Source organism: Streptomyces sp. NBC_01546 (genome assembly GCF_045208355.1).
Lineage (GTDB): Bacteria > Actinomycetota > Actinomycetes > Streptomycetales > Streptomycetaceae > Streptomyces.
Genome location: NZ_CP109380.1, coordinates 132,416 through 150,420 on the forward strand (window position 1 = coordinate 132,416; position 18,005 = coordinate 150,420).

17 protein-coding genes are annotated in these 18,005 nt (G+C 72.4%); 14 read left to right on the forward strand and 3 right to left on the reverse strand.

Features of this window, described 5'->3' with window-relative positions; all coding sequences use genetic code 11:
* A complete protein-coding gene (locus OHA89_RS39580; RefSeq protein WP_266616031.1) occupies positions 1-1,755 on the reverse strand; it encodes a 3-hydroxyacyl-CoA dehydrogenase family protein in 1,755 nt (584 codons plus the stop codon).
* Positions 1,752-3,107 (reverse strand): crotonyl-CoA carboxylase/reductase, encoded by a 1,356-nt coding sequence (gene ccrA, locus OHA89_RS39585; RefSeq protein ID WP_266616187.1) that lies wholly within the window; start codon positions 3,105-3,107, stop codon positions 1,752-1,754. Before ccrA ends, OHA89_RS39580 begins: the two co-directional genes overlap by 4 nt.
* A gap of 183 nt (positions 3,108-3,290) precedes the next feature.
* On the opposite strand from ccrA, the gene OHA89_RS39590 reads away from it, so the two are divergent.
* The 7 genes from OHA89_RS39590 to OHA89_RS39620 all read left to right on the forward strand — a co-directional run bounded on the left by OHA89_RS39590 (position 3,291) and on the right by OHA89_RS39620 (position 9,293).
* A complete protein-coding gene (locus OHA89_RS39590; RefSeq protein ID WP_331761721.1) occupies positions 3,291-4,058 on the forward strand; it encodes an alpha/beta fold hydrolase in 768 nt (255 codons plus the stop codon).
* Positions 4,055-5,077 (forward strand): 3-oxoacyl-ACP synthase III family protein, encoded by a 1,023-nt coding sequence (locus tag OHA89_RS39595; RefSeq protein ID WP_257559741.1) that lies wholly within the window; start codon positions 4,055-4,057, stop codon positions 5,075-5,077. Before OHA89_RS39590 ends, OHA89_RS39595 begins: the two co-directional genes overlap by 4 nt.
* A gap of 129 nt (positions 5,078-5,206) precedes the next feature.
* Positions 5,207-6,472, forward strand: coding sequence for a beta-ketoacyl synthase (locus OHA89_RS39600; protein ID WP_266616032.1), 1,266 nt, complete (start codon positions 5,207-5,209; stop codon positions 6,470-6,472).
* Positions 6,469-7,713 (forward strand): ketosynthase chain-length factor, encoded by a 1,245-nt coding sequence (locus OHA89_RS39605; RefSeq protein WP_257559743.1) that lies wholly within the window; start codon positions 6,469-6,471, stop codon positions 7,711-7,713. The genes OHA89_RS39600 and OHA89_RS39605 overlap by 4 nt, the downstream gene beginning before the upstream one ends.
* Before the next feature lie 61 nt (positions 7,714-7,774).
* A complete protein-coding gene (locus OHA89_RS39610; protein ID WP_266616033.1) occupies positions 7,775-8,041 on the forward strand; it encodes an acyl carrier protein in 267 nt (88 codons plus the stop codon).
* 61 nt (positions 8,042-8,102) lie between these two features.
* Positions 8,103-8,366, forward strand: a complete 264-nt coding sequence (locus OHA89_RS39615) for a phosphopantetheine-binding protein (protein ID WP_257559745.1) — start codon at positions 8,103-8,105, stop codon at positions 8,364-8,366.
* A gap of 15 nt (positions 8,367-8,381) precedes the next feature.
* Positions 8,382-9,293 (forward strand): MBL fold metallo-hydrolase, encoded by a 912-nt coding sequence (locus OHA89_RS39620; RefSeq protein WP_266616034.1) that lies wholly within the window; start codon positions 8,382-8,384, stop codon positions 9,291-9,293.
* A 104-nt stretch (positions 9,294-9,397) separates the two neighbouring features.
* Here OHA89_RS39620 and OHA89_RS39625 read toward each other — a convergent pair whose 3' ends face one another.
* Entirely contained in the window at positions 9,398-9,850 is a 453-nt protein-coding gene (locus OHA89_RS39625; protein ID WP_257559747.1) for a nuclear transport factor 2 family protein, read from the reverse strand.
* 181 nt (positions 9,851-10,031) lie between these two features.
* On the opposite strand from OHA89_RS39625, the gene fabG reads away from it, so the two are divergent.
* From fabG to OHA89_RS39660, 7 genes are all read left to right on the forward strand, one after another.
* Positions 10,032-10,817, forward strand: a complete 786-nt coding sequence (gene fabG / locus OHA89_RS39630) for a 3-oxoacyl-ACP reductase FabG (RefSeq protein WP_257559748.1) — start codon at positions 10,032-10,034, stop codon at positions 10,815-10,817.
* A 22-nt stretch (positions 10,818-10,839) separates the two neighbouring features.
* On the forward strand, positions 10,840-11,802 hold the full coding sequence (locus OHA89_RS39635) for an aromatase/cyclase (RefSeq protein WP_266616036.1): 963 nt from the start codon (positions 10,840-10,842) through the stop codon (positions 11,800-11,802).
* Positions 11,803-12,039: 237 nt separating this feature from the next.
* Positions 12,040-14,535, forward strand: coding sequence for an FkbM family methyltransferase (locus OHA89_RS39640; RefSeq protein ID WP_266616037.1), 2,496 nt, complete (start codon positions 12,040-12,042; stop codon positions 14,533-14,535).
* Between the two features lie 15 nt (positions 14,536-14,550).
* Complete coding sequence (locus OHA89_RS39645; RefSeq protein ID WP_215143814.1) at positions 14,551-15,402, forward strand: 3-hydroxyacyl-CoA dehydrogenase family protein; 852 nt, start codon at positions 14,551-14,553, stop codon at positions 15,400-15,402.
* Positions 15,403-15,468: 66 nt separating this feature from the next.
* Positions 15,469-15,723, forward strand: a complete 255-nt coding sequence (locus OHA89_RS39650) for an acyl carrier protein (RefSeq protein ID WP_069924400.1) — start codon at positions 15,469-15,471, stop codon at positions 15,721-15,723.
* A 21-nt stretch (positions 15,724-15,744) separates the two neighbouring features.
* Positions 15,745-16,923, forward strand: coding sequence for an acyl-CoA dehydrogenase family protein (locus OHA89_RS39655; protein WP_257559751.1), 1,179 nt, complete (start codon positions 15,745-15,747; stop codon positions 16,921-16,923).
* Positions 16,924-16,926: 3 nt separating this feature from the next.
* Positions 16,927-18,000 carry an HAD-IIIC family phosphatase gene (locus OHA89_RS39660; RefSeq protein ID WP_331761732.1) on the forward strand — a complete coding sequence of 358 codons (1,074 nt, stop codon included), beginning with the start codon at positions 16,927-16,929 and terminating at the stop codon, positions 17,998-18,000.
* The last annotated feature ends 5 nt before the right edge of the window (positions 18,001-18,005 follow it).

The following is an 18,005-nucleotide window of genomic DNA, read 5'->3' on the forward strand; positions in this document are numbered from 1 at the left end:
TCAGCCGCGGCGCTCCCCGGTACGGAAGCCCCGCCGGTTCTTGCGGCCCAGCGCTCCCGCCGCGACCAGCTCGGCCAGGGCCGGCGAGGGCGCCAGCTCCGGCATCTCGAAGCTCTCGAAGAGCCGTTCCTGGATGGCGAGCGAGACGTCCAGCCCGATCGTGTCCAGCAGGGCGAACGGCCCCATCGGGTAGCCGTACCCCTCCTCGACGGCCGCGTCCGTCGCGGCGATGTCCGTGTCGGCACGCTCCAGCAGGTCCAGCGCGTCACCGAGGTACGGGAACAGCAGCCGGTTGACGATGAACCCGGTCCGGTCCGGGCACTCCACGGCCGTCTTGCCCAGGTCACGGCAGAGCGCCCGGGCGGTCGCCAGCGCGTCCGCATGCGCGTCCGGCGTGTGCGCCAGCTCCACCAGCCGCATCACCGGGGCCGGGTTGAAGAAGTGCAGGCCGATTACGTCGGCCGGGCGGCCCGACGCCTCGGCGCAGGCGGTGACGGACAGGCTCGAGGTGGTGGTGGCCAGGACCGTGCCCGGTGCGCAGACCTCACCGAGGCGCCCGAACAGCGCCTGCTTCGCGTCGAGCTCCTCGACGATGGCCTCCACGACCAGGTCGCGGTCGCCGAGCGCCGCCAGGTCGTGGGACGTCTCCAGCCGACCGAGCGCCGCCTCCCGCTCCGCGGGAGTGATCCGGCCCCTGCGCACCCGGCGGGTCAGCGAATCGCCGACCGCTTCCAGGGCCCGCGCGGCCTGTTCCGCGCCGCGCGCCACGAGCACCGTGTGCCGGCCGCCGACCGCCATGACCTCGGCGATGCCGCGGGCCATGGCGCCCGAGCCGACCACGCCGACGCGGGTGACCGGCCGGGCCGTGCCCGCGCTCGCGCCGCCTGCCGGCGGCGTCACCACGGCGCCCAGTTCGTCGTACGCGGCGAAGCCCTCGCCGCTCTTGCGGCCCAGGCGGCCGGCCGTGACCATCCGGCTGAGCAGCGGCGACGGTTCGAACGCGCAGTCCCCGGTGCGCCGCCAGCGGGAGAGGAGCGCCGCGTGGACCGAGTCGACGCCCATGAGGTCGAGCGTCTCCAGCGGGCCCAGCGGAAGACCGCAGCCCAGCCGCATCGCGGTGTCGATGTCCCGGGCGCTCGCGTAGCCCTCGTCGCACAGGATCGCGGCGCGGTTGAGGTAGGCCAGCACCAGGTCGTCGGCGTCCGCCGCCGACGGGACGGTGACGGGGACGGGCCGCAGGCCGAGCTCCGCCACGAGGGCGTCGAGCGCCGCCGCGGTGGCGGCCGAGGCCAGCGGGGAGTGGACGGGGCGGACGGGCCCACCGGAGGCGGGCGGAGTGAAGAACCGCAGGCCCGCGACCGATCCCGGGCTGCCCGAGGCGATGGCCAGCCGGGGCACGGACAGCGTCGTGGTGGTGGTCAGTACGGGCACGCCGGGCGCGCACCGGGCGACGATGTCGCACAGCACGGCCTTCTTGACGGCCTCGTCCTCGGATACGGCCTCGATCACCAGCTCCGCCCGGGAGAGGGCGGCCGGGTCGGTGGTCAGGGTGACGGCGGGCCGGGCGGGCCCGTCGGTCTCGTCCGTCCGCGCGGCGTCGGCGGCCTTGAGCCGCCGGGCGGTGCGGTCCAGCGCGTCCAGGGTCGTGTCGACCGCGATGACCTCGTGCCCGGCCTCGTGGGCCAGGCGCAGCAACGCCTCGCCGACCGTGCCCAGTCCGACGATCCCGGTGACCGGCTTGCGCTCCGTGGTCACTGGCCGGCCTCCTCGGTGTCGGTACGGAACCGGTTGATGGCGTCGAGGTGCGTGGCGCGCAGTTCGTGGTTCCGTACGCCCAGGCCTTCCCCCGGGGCCAGCGCGAGGACGCCGACCTTGCCGTGGTGGAGGTTCTGGTGGACCTCGTACGCGGCCTGGCCGGTCTCCTCCAGGGAGTGGACCTTCGAGAGGGTCGGGTGGATCTTGCCCTTGGCGACCAGGCGGTTGGCCTCCCACGCCTCGCGGTAGTTCGCGAAGTGCGAGCCGACGATCTTCTTCAGGGACATCCACAGGTAGCGGTTGTCGAACTCGTGCCGGTACCCGGAGGTCGAGGCGCAGGTGACGATCGTGCCGCCCTTGCGGGCCACGTAGACGGAGGCGCCGAAGGTCTCACGGCCCGGGTGCTCGAAGACGATGTCCACGTCCTCGCCGCCGGTCAGCTCGCGGATGCGCTTGCCGAAGCGCTTCCACTCCCGCGGGTCCTGGGTGTCCTCGTCCTTCCAGAACCTGTAGCCCTCGGCGCTGCGGTCGATGATCGCGGTCGCGCCCATCCTCCGGCAGATCTCGGCCTTCTGCGGACTGGACACCACGCACACGGGGTTGGCGCCGCCCGCCAGGGCCAGCTGGGTGGCGTAGGAGCCGAGTCCGCCGCTGGCGCCCCAGATCAGGACGTTGTCGCCCTGCTTCATGCCGGCGCCGTTGCGGGAGACCAGCTGGCGGTAAGCCGTGGAGTTGACCAGACCGGGGGAGGCGGCCTCCTCCCACGTCAGGTGCTCGGGCTTGGGCATCAGCTGGTTCGACTTCACCAGCGCGAGCTCCGCCAGGCCGCCGAAGTTGGTCTCGAAGCCCCAGATGCGCTGCTCGGGGTCGAGCATCGTGTCGTTGTGGCCCTCGGCGGACTCCAGCTCCACGGACAGGCAGTGGGCCACCACCCGGTCGCCGGGCTGCCAGCGGTTCACGCCGGGGCCGGTGCGCAGCACCACGCCGCAGAGGTCGGAGCCCAGCACGTGGTACGGGAGGTCGTGACGCCTGGTCAGTTCGCTGAGCCGGCCGTAGCGCTCCAGGAACCCGAAGGTCGGCAGCGGCTCGAAGATCGACGACCACACGGTGTTGTAGTTGACGGCACTCGCCATGACCGCGACCAGCGCCTCGCCCGGCCCCGGTTCGGGGGTCGGCACGTCCTGGAGGTGCAGGGACTTGCGGGGGTCCTTGTCCGCCGTCGCCATGCCTTCGAACATGCCGGTGTCTTCCTTGCGGACCACATTGCCGCGGTAGCTCTCCGGCAGCCGGAGGTTCCGGAAGTCACCCGGGGCCGCTTCCTCGGAGAGCAGAGCACTGATGATCTCGTCCACGTGATGTCCCTTGAAGTCGAGGAGCGCCTCAGCCAAACGTAGGAACGGGCTCCGGGCCCCGGCACCCCAGACGTTCCCCTAGGCCCGGACGGCGCCGGGGCCAGGGGGGTCCCAGGGGATCCGGACCCGGCCGCCGCACCCGCAGGCTGGGTATCGAGCTCTGTCCGGGAATGAGGAGATCCGATGACGCGAACGACCGACGGAAGTCCCTGGTTCAGGAACTACCGGCCCGCCCCGCAGGCGCCCGTCCGGCTGTTCGCCCTGCCGCACGCGGGCGGATCCGCAAGCTACTTCCACCCCATGGCCACCGTGCTCTCGCCCGCCGTGGACGTGCACGGCGTCCAGTACCCGGGCCGCCAGGACCGCCGCTCCGAACCGGGCGAGACCTCCCTGGAGCGGCTCGCCGACCGGGTCACCGCCGAGCTGCTGCGGCTCGACGACGGCCGCCCGTACGCGCTGTTCGGGCACAGCATGGGGGCGATGCTGGCCTTCGAGGTGGCCCGCAGGACGGAGGCGGCCGGGCAGGGCCCGGCCCACCTGTTCGTCTCCGGCCGCCCGGCCCCCTGCCAGGACAGCTACGAGGCATGGTTCCCCCGCACCGACGAGGAGGTCGTCGAGGAACTGCGTGCCCTGAACGCGACGGACGACGGACTGCTCGACGACCCGGAGGTGAGGCGGATGCTGCTGCCGCCCCTGCGCACCGACTACCGGGCGGTGCGCGAGTACCGCTTCCGGCCCGGGCCGCCGCTGCGCACCTCGATCACCGCCCTCACCGGCGACGACGACCACATGGCCCAGGTCGGCGCGGTGGACGCGTGGCGCACCCACACCGACGCCGGGTTCGAGCTGTGGGTGCTGCCGGGCGGCCACTTCTTCCTGAGCGACCGCCTCGAGGAGGTGGCGGCCGCCGTCACCGACGCGCTGGCGCGGCCCTCGGCGGTGGCCGCGTGAGCGTCCACTCGCCCGTCCTGGGATCCGTCGGCATCCTCGGCACCGGCTCGTACCTGCCCGAGCGGATCGTGCCCAACGAGACGATCGCCGCCCGCGTCGGCGTGACCCCGGCGTGGATCGAGCGCAAGACGGGGATCAGGGAACGGCGGTACGCGGCCCCGCACGAGGCCGCCTCCGACCTGGCCGTCGAGGCCGCCCTGCGGGCACTGGAGGACTCCGGCACCGACCCGGAGGACCTCGCCTGGATCGTGGTCGCCACCTCGACGCCCGACCACACCCAGCCGGCCACGGCCGCGCTGGTGCAGCACCGCCTCGGCGCCCACCGGTCGGCCGCCTTCGACGTGAACGCCGTGTGCAGCGGCTTCGCCGTGGCCCTGCACACCGGCGCCCGGCTCCTCGCCGCCCCCGAGGCGGACGGCCGGCGCCGCCCCGTGCTGGTCGTCGGAACCGACGTCTACTCCCGCATCGTCGACCCCGCCGACCGCAGGACCGCCCCCCTGTTCGGCGACGGCGCGGGCGCCGTCGTCCTCGGCCCGGTGCGCGAGGGGTACGGGCTGCTCGGTACCGGCCTGCGCACCGACGGCAGCCTGCACGGGCTGATCGGGGTCGGCGCCGGCGGCAGCCGCAAGCCGGCCGCCCTGAAGACGGTCGCCCGCGGCGAGCACTACTTCGCGATGCGGGGGCGCGACGTACGGGACTTCGTCGTACGGGAACTGCCCGGTGCGGTCGAGGAGACCCTTCGCACCTTCGGGTTCGGGCCCGAGGAAGTGGCCCACTTCGTCCCGCACCAGGCCAACGGCGAGATGCTCCGCTCCCTGGCGGGATCGCTCGGCCTGACCCGGGCCACCGTCCACCTGCCCGTGGAGTTCCACGGCAACACCGGCGCCGCCTCCATCCCGCTGGCGCTGGACCACGCCGTGCGCGGCGACGGGGGACCGGCCGACGGGGACCTCGTGCTGCTCGCCGGATTCGGCGGCGGCATGAGCGTGGGGACCGCGCTGGTGCGCTGGGGTGGCTGATCGCCGCTTTGCACGGATCTTCTAGCCGTGCTCCAGACCGAGCGGGGAGGCTCGCAGGACGGAAGCCGTTCCGCGGTGCGAGCCCGCCCGGCGCCGGGGGCCTGGAGGAAACACAGTGAAGGACAGTCGATGAGACGGGTAGTCATCACCGGAATCGGGGTCGTCTCCCCAGGCGGAGTGGGCACCAAGGAGTTCTGGGAGCTGCTCACGGCCGGCCGGACGGCGACCCGTGCCATCACCCTCTTCGACGCCTCCTCCTTCCGGTCCCGGATCGCGGCCGAGGCCGACTTCCACCCCGCCGCCCACGGGTTCGACGCGCAGGAGGCCGCCCGCCTGGACCGCGCCGCCCTGTTCGCGCTCACCAGCGCCCGCGAGGCGATCGCCGACAGCGGCGTCACCGACGGGCTGGACCCGCTGCGCACCGGTGTCAGCCTCGGCAGCGCCGTCGGCTGCACCACCGGGCTCGACAACGAGTACGCGGCCGTCAGTGAACTGGGCCGGCTCTGGAACGTGGACCACACCCGGGCCGTCTCCCACCTGTACGACTACTTCACCCCCAGCTCCCTGGCCGCCGAAGTGGCCCGGGACAGCGGCGCGCAGGGACCCGTCGCGCTCGTCTCCACCGGCTGCACCTCCGGACTCGACTCCATCGGCCACGCCGTCGAGCTGATCCGCGAGGGCACCGCCGACGTGATGGTCACCGGCGCCACCGAGGCGCCCATCTCGCCGATCACCGTGGCCTGCTTCGACGCGATCCGCGCCACCTCGACCCGCAACGACGACCCGGCGACCGCCTCGCGCCCCTTCGACCGCACCCGCAACGGCTTCGTCCTCGGCGAGGGCTCCGCCGTGCTGGTGATCGAGGAACTGGAACGGGCCCGCCGCCGCGGTGCCCGGATCTACGCCGAGATCTCCGGTTTCGCCAGCCGCAGCAACGCGTACCACATGACGGGACTGCGCTCCGACGGCACGGAGATGGCCGAGGCCATCACCGCCGCGCTCGCCGAGGCCCGGCTGGACGCCTCCGCCATCGACTACGTCAGCGCCCACGGCTCGGGCACCAAGCAGAACGACAAGCACGAGACCGCGGCCTTCAAGCGCAGCCTGGGACAGCGGGCCTACGAGGTGCCCGTCAGCTCCATCAAGTCGATGATCGGGCACTCGCTCGGCGCCATCGGCGCCCTGGAGGTGGCCGCCAGCGCCCTGGCCATCGTGCACAACACCGTGCCGCCCACCGCCAACCTGCACGAGGCGGACCCGGACTGCGACCTGGACTACACCCCGCTCACCGCCCGCGAGCAGCGCACCGACGCCGTCGTCAGCGTCGGCAGCGGCTTCGGCGGCTTCCAGAGCGCCATGGTCCTCAACCGCCCGCGCCTGAAGGAAGCCGCATGACCACGCCCACGCTCGACCCGTCCGGTGCCCCGGCGCGGACCGCCACCGCCGTCTTCACCGGCATCGGCGTCACCGCCCCCAACGGGCTGGGCGCCGAGGCCTGGTGGGACGCCGTCCTGCGGGGCGAGAGCGGCATCCGGCCGGTGACCCGGTTCGACGCGAGCGGCTACCCCGTACGCCTCGCCGGCGAGATCCCGGGCTTCGTCGACGCGGACCACGTCCCCAGCCGGCTGCTGCCGCAGACCGACCGCGTCACCCGGCTCTCGCTCGCCGCCGCCAAGGAAGCCCTCGACGACGCGGGCGCCGACCCCGAGCAGCTGCCCGCGTACGGCGCCGGCGTGGTCACCGCCTCCGCCGCCGGCGGCTTCGAGTTCGGCCAGCGCGAGCTGGAGGCCCTGTGGAGCAAGGGCGGCCAGTACGTCAGCGCGTACCAGTCCTTCGCCTGGTTCTACGCCGTCAACTCCGGCCAGATCTCCATCCGCCACGGGCTGCGCGGCCCCAGCAGCGTCATCGTCACCGAGGGCGCGGGCGGCCTGGACGCCGTCGCCCAGGCCCGGCGCCAGCTCCGCAAGGGCGCCTCCCTGATGGTGACCGGCGCCGTCGAGGCCACGATCTGCCCGTGGGGCTGGGCCGCGCACCTGGCCGAGGGCCGGATGAGCCAGGTCCCGGACCCGGCCCGCGCCTATCTGCCCTTCGACGCCGAGGCCTCGGGCCACATCGTCGGCGAGGGCGGCGCCCTGCTCGTCCTGGAGGACGCCGAGGCGGCCCGCGCCCGCGGCGCACGTACGTACGGCTCCTTCGCCGGATACGCGGCCACCTTCGACGGCCCGGACACGCCCCGGCTCGCCGACGCGGCCCGCCTCGCGCTCGCCGACGCCGGCCTGGACGCCGCCGACGTCGACGTCGTCTTCGCCGACGCCGCGGGCGAGCGCGCGGCGGACCGCGCCGAGGCCGAGGCGATCACCGCCCTGTTCGGCCCGCGCGGGGTCCCGGTCACCGCCCCCAAGTCGATGACCGGACGGCTGCTCTCCGGCGGGGCCTCCCTCGACCTCGCGGCCGCCCTGTTCACCCTGCGCGACCAGGTGGTCCCGCCGACCACCGGCACCGTGCGGCCCGCCGACGACTGCCCGCTCGACCTGGTCACCGGTGCCCCGCGGACCGGTACCGCCCTGCGCACCGCCCTGGTACTGGCCCGCGGCCGGGGCGGCTTCAACGCCGCCGCCGTGGTCCGCGCCGCCTGACACCGCACGCCGCGTGCCGCCCCGCCCGTCACGAACCCCGAACCGCCAAGAGGAGATCCCCATGCGGCACCTGGAGCTGACCGACCTGACCCGCCTGCTGCACGACTGCGCCGGTGCGGAGGAGGGCGTGGACCTGGACGGCGCCGACGTCCTCGACACCCTCTTCTACGACCTCGGCTACGACTCGCTGGCCCTCCTGCAGACCACCGGGCTCATCGAGCGCAAGTACGGGATCACGCTCGACGAGGAGGCCATGGACGAGGCCGAGACCCCCCGCAAGTACCTCGAGCTCGTCAACCGGGTGCTCTCCGCCCGCGTCAGCGCCTGAACCCGCCGGGCCCCGGGCCACCCCCTCGCGCCCCGTACCCACCTCACCAAGGAGAACTGACATGCCACGCATCCAGGCCATCAAGGAGTTCATGGTCCGCGAGTTCCTGCCGGACGTCCCCGCCCGTGAGCTGGACGCGGACCTCGACTTCCTGGAGGCGGGCATCGTCGACAGCCTCGGCCTGCTCAAGGTGATCGCCTGGCTGGAATACGCCCACCACATCAACACCGACGAGTTCGACCTGCACCCGGAGGCATTCCGCTCGGTCGCGGCCATCGACGAGTTCATCACGGACGCGTCCCGGCAGCAGGCGGAGGCCGCGTAACCATGCACGACGCCCATGCCTGAGCCGGACGCCGCCACCGCGGAGATCGCGGACGGCGTGTACGCGTACGTCCAGGGCGACGGCGGCTGGTGCCTGAACAACGCGGGCCTGGTCACCGGCGGGAACGGGCAGAGCCTGCTCGTCGACACCGCCGCCACCGAGCGGCGCGCCCGGAACCTGCGCGACCAGGTGCTGCGGCTGGTCCCCGAGCCCCCGCGCCTCCTGGTCAACACGCACTTCCACGGCGACCACACCTTCGGGAACCACCTCTTCCCCGAGGCCGTCGTCATCGCCCACGAGCAGACCCGCACCATGATGGACCTGGCCGGACTGCACCTGACCAGCCTGTGGCCGGACGTCTGCTGGGGCGACCTGGAGCTCGCGCTCCCGGACGTCACCTACCGCGACGCGCTGACCCTGCACATCGGCGGCGTACGGGCCGAACTGCTGCACCTGGGACCGGCCGCGCACACCACCAACGACACCGCCGTGTGGCTGCCGGAGCAGCGGGTGCTGTTCGCCGGCGACCTGGTGATGTCGAATGCCGCCCCCTTCTGCCTGATGGGGTCCGTCTCGGGGTCCCTCGCCGCGATGGAGCGGCTGCGCGCCCTGGGCGCAGAGACCGTGGTCCCCGGCCACGGCCCGGTCGGCGGACCCGAGCTGATCGACGCCAACGAGGCCTACTTCCGCTGGATCGCCGAGCTCGCCGAGGGCGGCGCGGCGGCCGGGCTGACCCCGCTCGAGCTGGCCGCCGAAGCGGGGGAAAGCCCGTTCGCGGACCTGCTCGACGCGGAGCGCCTCGTACCGAACCTGCACCGGGCGTACGCCGAGCTGGCCGGGGCGGCCCCCGGGGCCCCGCTCGACGTGGGCGCCCTCTTCCGGGAGATGGCCGAGTTCAACGGCGGGCTGCCCGCCTGCCACGCCTGATCTTCCCGCGCCACGGGAACAGACCGGCGGGGCCGCAGCCGCACACCGCGGCTCCGGCCCCGCCGGTCTGCTTGTGTTCGCGGACCGGGCCAGGTCCGGTCAGGTCAGGCCAGGTCGTCGCGGGTCACCCGGCGGGTCGCGACCTGCAGCGCGCCCTCGACGCGCACCAGGACGTCCTCGCAGACGCACACCCGGTGCACCTGGGAGCCGCCGCCGATGGCGGAGGCGTAGACGATCGCGTACGAGCGGACGTCCACGGCGCCGTCCGGGCGCTCGGAGACGTCGAACATGCCCATGAAGTGACGGTGGCGCAGGCCGGCCTCGGCCAGCTGGTCGGCGGTGCGGCTGGTGGCGGCGACCAGGCCCGCCCGGCCGCGCACCGGCTCCGGCAGCGTCGGCACGTCGAAGACGGCGTCCTCGGTGAACGTCTCGGCCCAGCGCTGCGACTCACCGAGGTCCAGCAGCTGCATCTGGTGGGCGTAGAACTGCTGGACCTCGGCGTAGAGGGCGCCGAAGGCCACGGCGGCCTGCTGTCCGATGCCGGCCTGGACGGTCATGGAGGACTCCGATCTGGTCGATGGCCCCACCGTCACCGCTCAGGGTCGAGCGGGATTCGAGGACACCTCGAACCGACCGCCGCACCGCGCCGTCCACGACCGGTCCTCAAGCGGCGTTCGTGCGGGCGTCAAGGGGGCCAGGACACGGTCGGAGCATCAACGCCGTTCTGGAGGTTCACCGATGACGACCGAGACGAAGCGCGTAGCCCTGGTCACCGGGGGTACGAGCGGGATCGGACTGGCCGTGGTCCGCGATCTCGCCCGCCGCGGACACCGCGTCTTCCTCTGCGCCCGTACCGAGCAGAAGGTCAAGCAGACGGTCGAGGACCTGCGGGCCGAGGGCCTGGAGGTCGAGGGCGCCGCCGCCGACGTCCGCGACGCCGCGTCCGTCAAGGCCCTGGTCGCCGCCGCCGTCGAGGCCTTCGGACCGATCTCCGTCCTCGTCAACAACGCCGGCCGCAGCGGCGGCGGCCCGACCGCCGACCTCACCGACGAGCTCTGGTACGACGTCATCGCGACCAACCTCAACAGCGTCTTCCTGCTGACCCGCGAGGTGCTCAAGAACGGCGGCCTCGAGGGCGCCCCGTACGGCCGGATCATCAACATCGCCTCCACCGCGGGCAAGCAGGGCGTGGTGCTCGGCGCCCCCTACTCCGCCTCCAAGCACGGCGTCGTCGGCTTCACCAAGTCGCTCGGCAACGAGCTCGCCCCCACCGGCATCACCGTCAACGCGGTCTGCCCCGGATACGTCGAGACCCCGATGGCCCAGCGCGTGCGCACCGGCTACGCGGCCGCGTACGACACCTCCGAGGACCAGATCAAGCAGAAGTTCATCTCGAAGATCCCGCTCGGCCGGTACTCCACCCCCGAGGAGGTGGCCGGCCTCGTCGGCTACCTGACCACCGACGTGGCCTCGTCCATCACCTCGCAGGCGCTCAACGTCTGCGGCGGCCTCGGCAACTTCTGAACCGGAAAGCAGGAACTCCACGATGTCCGCTGAGCGTGTGCACCGCACGACGCACGAGGTGACCGTCGCCGCCCCCGCCGGAGTGGTCTACGGCCTCATCGCCGACGCGGCCAAGTGGCCGCTGTACTTCCCGCCCAACGCCCACGTCGAGCAGCTGGAGTCCGACGGCACCCGCGAGCGCCTGCGCATGTGGGCCACCGCCAACGGCGAGATCAAGTCCTGGACCTCGCGGCGCACCCTGGACGTGGCGCAGCGCCGCATCGAGTTCCGCCAGGAGGTGCCCGCCTCCCCGCTGGAGTCGATGGGCGGCACCTGGATCGTCGAACCGCGCGGCGCGGCCACCTGCCGGCTGGTCCTGCTGCACGACTTCACCGTCGCCGGTGACGACGCCGCCTCCGTCGCCTGGGTCGAGAGCGCCACCGACACCAACAGCCGCGCCGAGCTCGGCAACATCAAGCAGCTCGCCGAGGGCTGGGAGCGCCTCGACGACCTGGTGATGTCCTTCGAGGACTCCGTACGCGTCGACGGCCCGGCCGAGCTCGTCTACGAGTTCCTGCACCGCGTCCAGGACTGGCCCACGCTGGTCCCGCACGTCTCGCGCCTGGACGTGGCCGAGCCCGAGCCGGGCGTGCAGGTGATGTCCATGGACACCCTGACCGCCGACGGCAACTCCCACACCACCGAGTCGGTCCGGGTCTGCTTCCCGCACGCCCGGCGCATCGTCTACAAGCAGACGGCGACGCCCCTGCTGATGTCCGCCCACACCGGCGAGTGGTCGCTCGTCGAGGACGAGACCGGCGTGACCGTCACCTCGCAGCACAGCGTCGTGCTGCGCGAGGAGAACATCACCCGGGTACTCGGCCCCGAGGCCGGCGTCGCAGAATGCCGCCGCTACGTCCGCGAGGCGCTCGGCCGCAACAGCACGGCGACGCTCAACCTCGCCAAGGCCTACGCCGAGTCCAAGGTTCCGACCCGCGCCGCATAGCTCCCGGTGGCCGCGTCCACCGCTGCTCCGGCTCTGCTCAAGCAGTCCTGACCAGGCTGGTCACGACGGAATCCTCGGACAGATACCAGGGCGGCACGCGGGGCGCTCCTCACACATGTGCAGCCCCGGTCACCCAGGCCGGGGTTGCTTTGCGTGCACCTGCGGCACCCGCTGCTTTGGCCTGAGCGGCCGCGCGTCGGCCGTTCACCCGGTTTTCCGACACACCCAAGGAGAGGTATGACCCCCAACACGATCACCGCCGAGGAGAGGCACGGAGCGGCGGTTGCGCCGACCGGTCCGCTCCCGTTCCACCTCGACCTGGTCAGCGGGACCAACGGTGCCTCCCTCGACGCGGGACTCGCCACCCTCAAGGGCGCGAGCGCCGCGGCCCCGGCCACCGCCGCCCCGGTCACCCGGCGCACCATCGGCGCCGGCTCCGGCACGCACCGCGGCGCCGTCCTGACCGGCCCCGAGGGCCCGGCCGAACTGGGCGCCAAGGAGACCGGCGCCACCGCCGCGCCGCTGGCCTTCCTCTTCCCGGGCCTGGGCGACCACTACCTCGGCATGGGCCGCGACCTGTACCGGGACTTCCCCGTCTTCCGCGCCGAGGTCGACCGCTGCGCCGAACTGCTCGCCCCCGACCTCGGTCTGGACCTCCGCGAGGTGATCTTCGCGGCCGCCGCCGAGCCGGCCGCCACGGAGCCGGCCGGCGCGAAGGCGCCCGCCATGGACCTGCGCCGCATGCTCGGCCGCGACAGCGGACCGGTCAGCGCCGAGGAGCGCCGGCTGAACGCCACGAAGCTGGCCCAGCCCGCGCTCTTCGTCATCGAGTACGCCCTCGCCGGACTCTGGCGCAGCTGGGGCGCCCGCCCGGCCGTCCTGACCGGCTACAGCCTGGGCGAGTACGTCGCCGCGACGCTGGCCGGGGTGCTCTCCCTCAAGGACGCGCTGACCCTGGTCGCCCGCCGTGCCGCGCTCATCGACGCGCTGCCGCAGGGCGCCATGCTCGCCGTCATGCTGCCGGAGCAGGACGTACGCGCCCTGCTCGGACCGAACCTCTCGCTGTCCGCCGTCAACGGCGACGCGTTCTGCGTGGTCGCCGGACCCGAGGAGGACATCGCCGCGCTGGAGACCTCCCTGCGCACGCGCGAGGTCATCAACCGCCGGGTCACCACCACGCACGCCTTCCACTCCACGATGATGGAGCCGATCGCGGGCGAGCTGACCGCGCTCGCGCGGACCCTGACGCTGAACGCGCCGAGCATCCCGTACGTCTCGAACGTCACCGGCGCGCTGATCACCGACGAGCAGGCCACCGACCCCGGCTACTGGGCCCGCCACCTCGTCAGCCCGGTCCGCTTCGCCGACGGCCTGCGCGCCATCGGCGAGGACCACGTCCTGGTCGAGGCCGGCCCCGGCCAGACCCTCGCCAGCCTCGCCACCGAGGTCCGCGGCGTCGGCAACGGCGCCGTCGTCGCCTCGATGCGCCACCCGCTGGAGCGCCGCTCCGACACCGCCGTCGCGCTCAAGGCGCTTGGCCGGGTGTGGCTGGCGGGCGGCGCCGTGGACTGGACGGTCCACCCCGCCGAGAACCTCACGGCCGACGGCGCCGCCGCCCCGGCCGCGGCGCCCGCCGCCGAGGGCGAGCCGAGCGCCACCGAGCAGGAGCTGCACGCCCTGTGGGCCCGGCTGCTGAAGACCGAGGAGCAGCTCCCGCGGGACGTCTCCTTCTTCGAGCTGGGCGGCAACTCGCTGCTGGCCACCCGGCTGATCCTGCGCATCACCCGCGCCTTCTCCGTAGAGCCGACGCTGCGCCAGATCTACGAGTGGGCCACCCTCGCGCGGACCGCGACCGCCGTCGACGCGCTGCGCGCCGGCCGGGACCCGCAGGAGGCGCTGGCCGGGGACGGGTCCGGCTCCTCGCACACCGGAAGCTCGCTCGCCCGCTTCCAGCTCCCCAACGGCCTGATGATCTCCCACCAGAACGAGGCGGAGACCCTCCACTTCTACGAGGACATCTTCGACCACCGCGTCTACGCCAAGAACGGGATCACCCTCCCCGACGGCGCCACCGTGGTCGACGTCGGCGGCAACATCGGCCTGTTCACGCTCTTCGCGCACTACGAGGCCAAGGACGTGACGGTCTACACCTTCGAGCCGGCCCCGCCGCTGTTCGAGCTGCTCAGCCGCAACGCCGCCGAACACGGCGCCGACGCCCGGCTGTTCAACATCGGCATCTCCGACACCGAGTCCGAGGCGCAGTTCACGTTCTACCCGCGCAGCTCCGGCATGTCCTCCTTCCACCCCGACGAGGCGGAGGAGAAGCACAACCTGCGCACCATCATCGCCAACCAGCGCGAGGCCGGCGGGGACGAGGCGGCCGACCAGCTCGCCGAGTACACCGAAGAGCTCATGGACGTGCGCTTCGAGGCCATCGAGTTCACCGCGAAGCTGCGCCCGCTGAGCGCGGTCATCCGCGAGCAGAACATCGAGCGCATCGACCTCATCAAGATCGACGTGCAGAAGAGCGAGCGCCAGGTCATCGACGGCATCGCCGACGAGGACTGGCCCAAGATCCAGCAGATGGTGCTGGAGGCGCACGACGCGGACGGCGAGGTCGCCCGGCTCGTCGCGCTCCTGGAGAGCCGCGGCTTCACCGCGCACGCCGAGCAGGACGAGCTGTACGCCGGCACGGACATCCACAACATCTACGCCGTACGCGGCGCACGCTAACGGAGTCGACCACCAATGGAATTCACGACAGCAGGAGTCGTCGGAGCCGGCGTCATGGGCGTCGGCGTCGCGCAGAACCTCGCCCAGACCGGCCACCGCGTCGTCCTGGTCGACGTCTCCGAGGAGATCCTCGAGAACGCGCGCAAGGAGCTGCGCAGCAGCCTGCGGGCCTTCGCGATGTTCAACCGCAAGGCCGCGGTGGACCCCGCCGAGGTCTTCGAGAAGATCGAGTTCACGACCGACTACGAGCTGCTCGCCAAGGCGGACTTCGTCGTCGAGAACGTGACCGAGGAATGGGCGATCAAGGAGAAGGTCTACAAGGAGCTCGACCGGATCTGCCGGCCCGAGGTCGTCTTCGCCGTCAACACCTCCGCGATCTCCATCACCCGGGTCGGCTCCGTCACCAGCCGCCCCGAGCGCGTCGTCGGCATGCACTTCATGAACCCGGTGCCGCTCAAGCCCATGGTCGAGGTCATCCGCGGCCACCACACCACCCCCGAGACGATCGACACCGCCCGCCGCTTCCTCGCGGAGCTGGGCAAGGAGTGCATCGTCGTCGAGGACGTCCCGGGCTTCGTCTCCAACCGCGTCCTGATGCTCACCATCAACGAGGCCGTCTTCCTCGTGCAGGACGGCGTCGCGCCCCCGGCCGACGTCGACCGCATCTTCAAGACCTGCTTCGACCACAAGATGGGCCCGCTGGAGACCGCCGACCTGATCGGTCTCGACACCATCCTGAAGTCCGTCGAGGTGCTCTACGAGAGCTTCAACGACAGCAAGTACCGTCCGGCGCCCCTGCTCAAGAAGATGGTCGCCGCCGGCCTGCTGGGCCGCAAGAGCGGTCAGGGATTCCACACGTACCGCTGACCGGGCGCGCGTACGCACCGACCGCCCCCGCCCCCCCCCGCATCGAAGACGACAGGACGGAACGAGATGAGCACGGACAACAAGGCCAGGATCGCGGAGTACCTCTCCCGCTTCATCCCGGTGCAGGACCTCAAGGACGACCAGGACATCTTCGAGCTCAGCTTCGTCAGCTCGATGTTCGCGATGCAGCTCGTCTCCTTCGTGGAGCACGAGTTCGGCATCACCGTCGAGAACGAGGACCTGGAGCTGGAGTACTTCCGCTCCATCAGCGCCCTCGACGCGTTCGTCAGCCGCAAGCTGGCCGCGTCGGTCCCCCAGTAGGCCGAGCGGAGCCGACCCCAGATGACGACGATGCTCACCGCGGAGCAGGCGCAGGCCCAGAAGGAGTTCCGGGCCTTCGCCGACACCCGTGTCGCCCCGTACGCCGATGCCTGGCACCGGGCCCAGCGCACCCCGCCCGAGGCCGTCCGGCTGCTCGCCGACGAGGGCCTGCTCGGGCTGCCGGTCCCGGCCGAGTACGGCGGTGGCGGCTGCGACGCGGTGACGCTCGGCCTGCTCGCGGCCGAGCTCGGCCGCGCCTGCTCCTCGCTGCGCAGTCTGCTGACCGTGCACACGATGGTGGCGCACGCCGTCGCCCGCTGGGGCACCCGCGCCCAGAAGGACACCTGGCTGCCCCGGCTCGCCCGCGGCGAGCGCATTGCCGCGCTCGCCGTGTCCGAGCCGGGCACCGGCAGTGACGCGTCCGCCGTCACCACCCGGGTCACCCGTGACGGCGAGGACTGGATCCTCGACGGCCACAAGAAGTGGATCACGTACGGCGAGACCGCGGACCTGTTCCTCGTCGTCGGGCGCGGCGAGCAGGGCCCCACCGCCCTGCTCGTCGAACGGGACACCCCGGGCCTGCGCACCGAGCTGATCGAGGACATGATCGGCATCCGCGCCTCGATGACCGCGCACGTGTACTTCGACAACTGCCGCGTCCCCGGCACGAACCTGCTGGCCCGGCCGGGCCTCGGCGTCTCCCACGTGACCGGCGCGGCCCTCGACCTCGGCCGGTACACGGTGGGCTGGGGCTGCGTCGGCATCCTCGACGCCTGCCTGGACGCCGGCACCGACTACGCGTCCGAGCGGGTCCAGTTCGGCGTCCCCATCCGGGAGCACCAGCTGGTCCGCCGCATGATCAGCGACATGTACACCTCCGCCCGGGCGGCCCGGCTGCTGTGCCTGGAGGCGGGCCGGCTGCGCGACGCGCGCGACCCGGGGGCACTGGCCGCCACCTCCATGGCCAAGTACTTCGCCTCCACCGCCGCCGCCCGCGCCGCCACCGACGCCGTGCAGATCCACGGCGCCAACGGCTGCGGCCCCGACTACCCCGTTCAGCGCCTGCTCGGTGACACCAAGGTCATGGAGGTCATCGAGGGCAGCTCCCAGCTCCACCAGGTCGGCCTCGCCGAGTACGCCTTCCAGGAGCGGGCCCCGTTCCGCCGCACCCCCGCCGCCGCAGCCCGTGGAAGTGAGTGACCGATGACGACGACCACCGAGACGACCACCACCGAGACGACCATCACCAAGACGACCACCGTCAAGTGCGTGGTGTGGGACCTCGACAACACCGTCTGGGACGGCGTCCTGCTGGAGGACACCGAGGTCACCCTGCGCCCCGAGGTCGTGGAGACCCTGCGGATCCTCGACGAGCGCGGCATCCTGCACTCCGTCGCCAGCCGCAACGACCACGGCGCGGCCATGGCCAAGCTGGAGGAGTTCGGCATCGCCGAGTACTTCCTCTACCCGCAGATCAACTGGGGCAACAAGTCCGAGTCCGTGCAGGCCGTGGCCAAGGCGATCAACATCGGCATCGACACCCTCGCCTTCGTCGACGACCAGCCCTTCGAACGCGACGAGGTCGCCTTCGCCCACCCCGCGGTGCGCTGCATCGACGCCGTCGACGCCGCGGGCATCCCCGGCCTGCCCGAGATGCACCCCCGGTTCGTCACCGCCGACTCCCGCGAGCGCCGCCACCTCTACCGCGCCGACGCGCAGCGCAACGCCGCCGAGGAGTCCCACGAGGGCACCTCGGAGGAGTTCCTCGCCTCGCTCGGCATGAGCTTCACCATCAGCCCCGCCGAGGAGCGCGACCTCCAGCGCGCCGAGGAGCTGACGGTCCGTACGAACCAGCTCAACGCCACCGGCTACACCTACTCGTACGAGGAGCTGGACGCGTTCCGCCGCTCCCCGGACCACGACCTGCTGGTCGCCGGTCTGGAGGACAAGTACGGCACCTACGGCAAGATCGGCCTCTCGCTCGTGGAGCGCGGCGAGGACGTGTGGACCGTCAAGCTGCTGCTGATGTCCTGCCGCGTGATGTCCCGCGGCGTCGGATCCGTGCTGCTCGGCCACCTGATCCGCGAGGCCCACCGGGCCGGGGCCAGGCTGCGCGCCGAGTTCGTGCCCACCGACCGCAACCGGACCATGTACATCACCTACAAGTTCGCCGGCTTCCGCGAGATCGCGAAGAAGGGCGACATCTCGGTCCTGGAGAACGACTTCTCCCGGATCCCCGAGTTCCCCCCGTACATGGACGTCACGCTCGGGAACTGACCCGG

Excerpts from the sequence above, each read along its gene's own strand:
- OHA89_RS39625 (WP_257559747.1), bottom strand. The coding sequence starts at position 9,850 with ATGACCGTCCAGGCCGGCATCGGACAGCAGGCCGCCGTGGCCTTCGGC.
- OHA89_RS39600 (WP_266616032.1), top strand. The coding sequence starts at position 5,207 with ATGAGACGGGTAGTCATCACCGGAATCGGGGTCGTCTCCCCAGGCGGA.
- OHA89_RS39660 (WP_331761732.1), top strand. The coding sequence starts at position 16,927 with ATGACGACGACCACCGAGACGACCACCACCGAGACGACCATCACCAAG.
- OHA89_RS39610 (WP_266616033.1), top strand. The coding sequence starts at position 7,775 with ATGCGGCACCTGGAGCTGACCGACCTGACCCGCCTGCTGCACGACTGC.
- OHA89_RS39635 (WP_266616036.1), top strand. The coding sequence starts at position 10,840 with ATGTCCGCTGAGCGTGTGCACCGCACGACGCACGAGGTGACCGTCGCC.
- OHA89_RS39650 (WP_069924400.1), top strand. The coding sequence starts at position 15,469 with ATGAGCACGGACAACAAGGCCAGGATCGCGGAGTACCTCTCCCGCTTC.
- OHA89_RS39640 (WP_266616037.1), top strand. The coding sequence starts at position 12,040 with ATGACCCCCAACACGATCACCGCCGAGGAGAGGCACGGAGCGGCGGTT.
- OHA89_RS39655 (WP_257559751.1), top strand. The coding sequence starts at position 15,745 with ATGACGACGATGCTCACCGCGGAGCAGGCGCAGGCCCAGAAGGAGTTC.
- OHA89_RS39605 (WP_257559743.1), top strand. The coding sequence starts at position 6,469 with ATGACCACGCCCACGCTCGACCCGTCCGGTGCCCCGGCGCGGACCGCC.
- OHA89_RS39615 (WP_257559745.1), top strand. The coding sequence starts at position 8,103 with ATGCCACGCATCCAGGCCATCAAGGAGTTCATGGTCCGCGAGTTCCTG.
- OHA89_RS39590 (WP_331761721.1), top strand. The coding sequence starts at position 3,291 with ATGACGCGAACGACCGACGGAAGTCCCTGGTTCAGGAACTACCGGCCC.
- fabG (WP_257559748.1), top strand. The coding sequence starts at position 10,032 with ATGACGACCGAGACGAAGCGCGTAGCCCTGGTCACCGGGGGTACGAGC.
- OHA89_RS39620 (WP_266616034.1), top strand. The coding sequence starts at position 8,382 with ATGCCTGAGCCGGACGCCGCCACCGCGGAGATCGCGGACGGCGTGTAC.
- OHA89_RS39645 (WP_215143814.1), top strand. The coding sequence starts at position 14,551 with ATGGAATTCACGACAGCAGGAGTCGTCGGAGCCGGCGTCATGGGCGTC.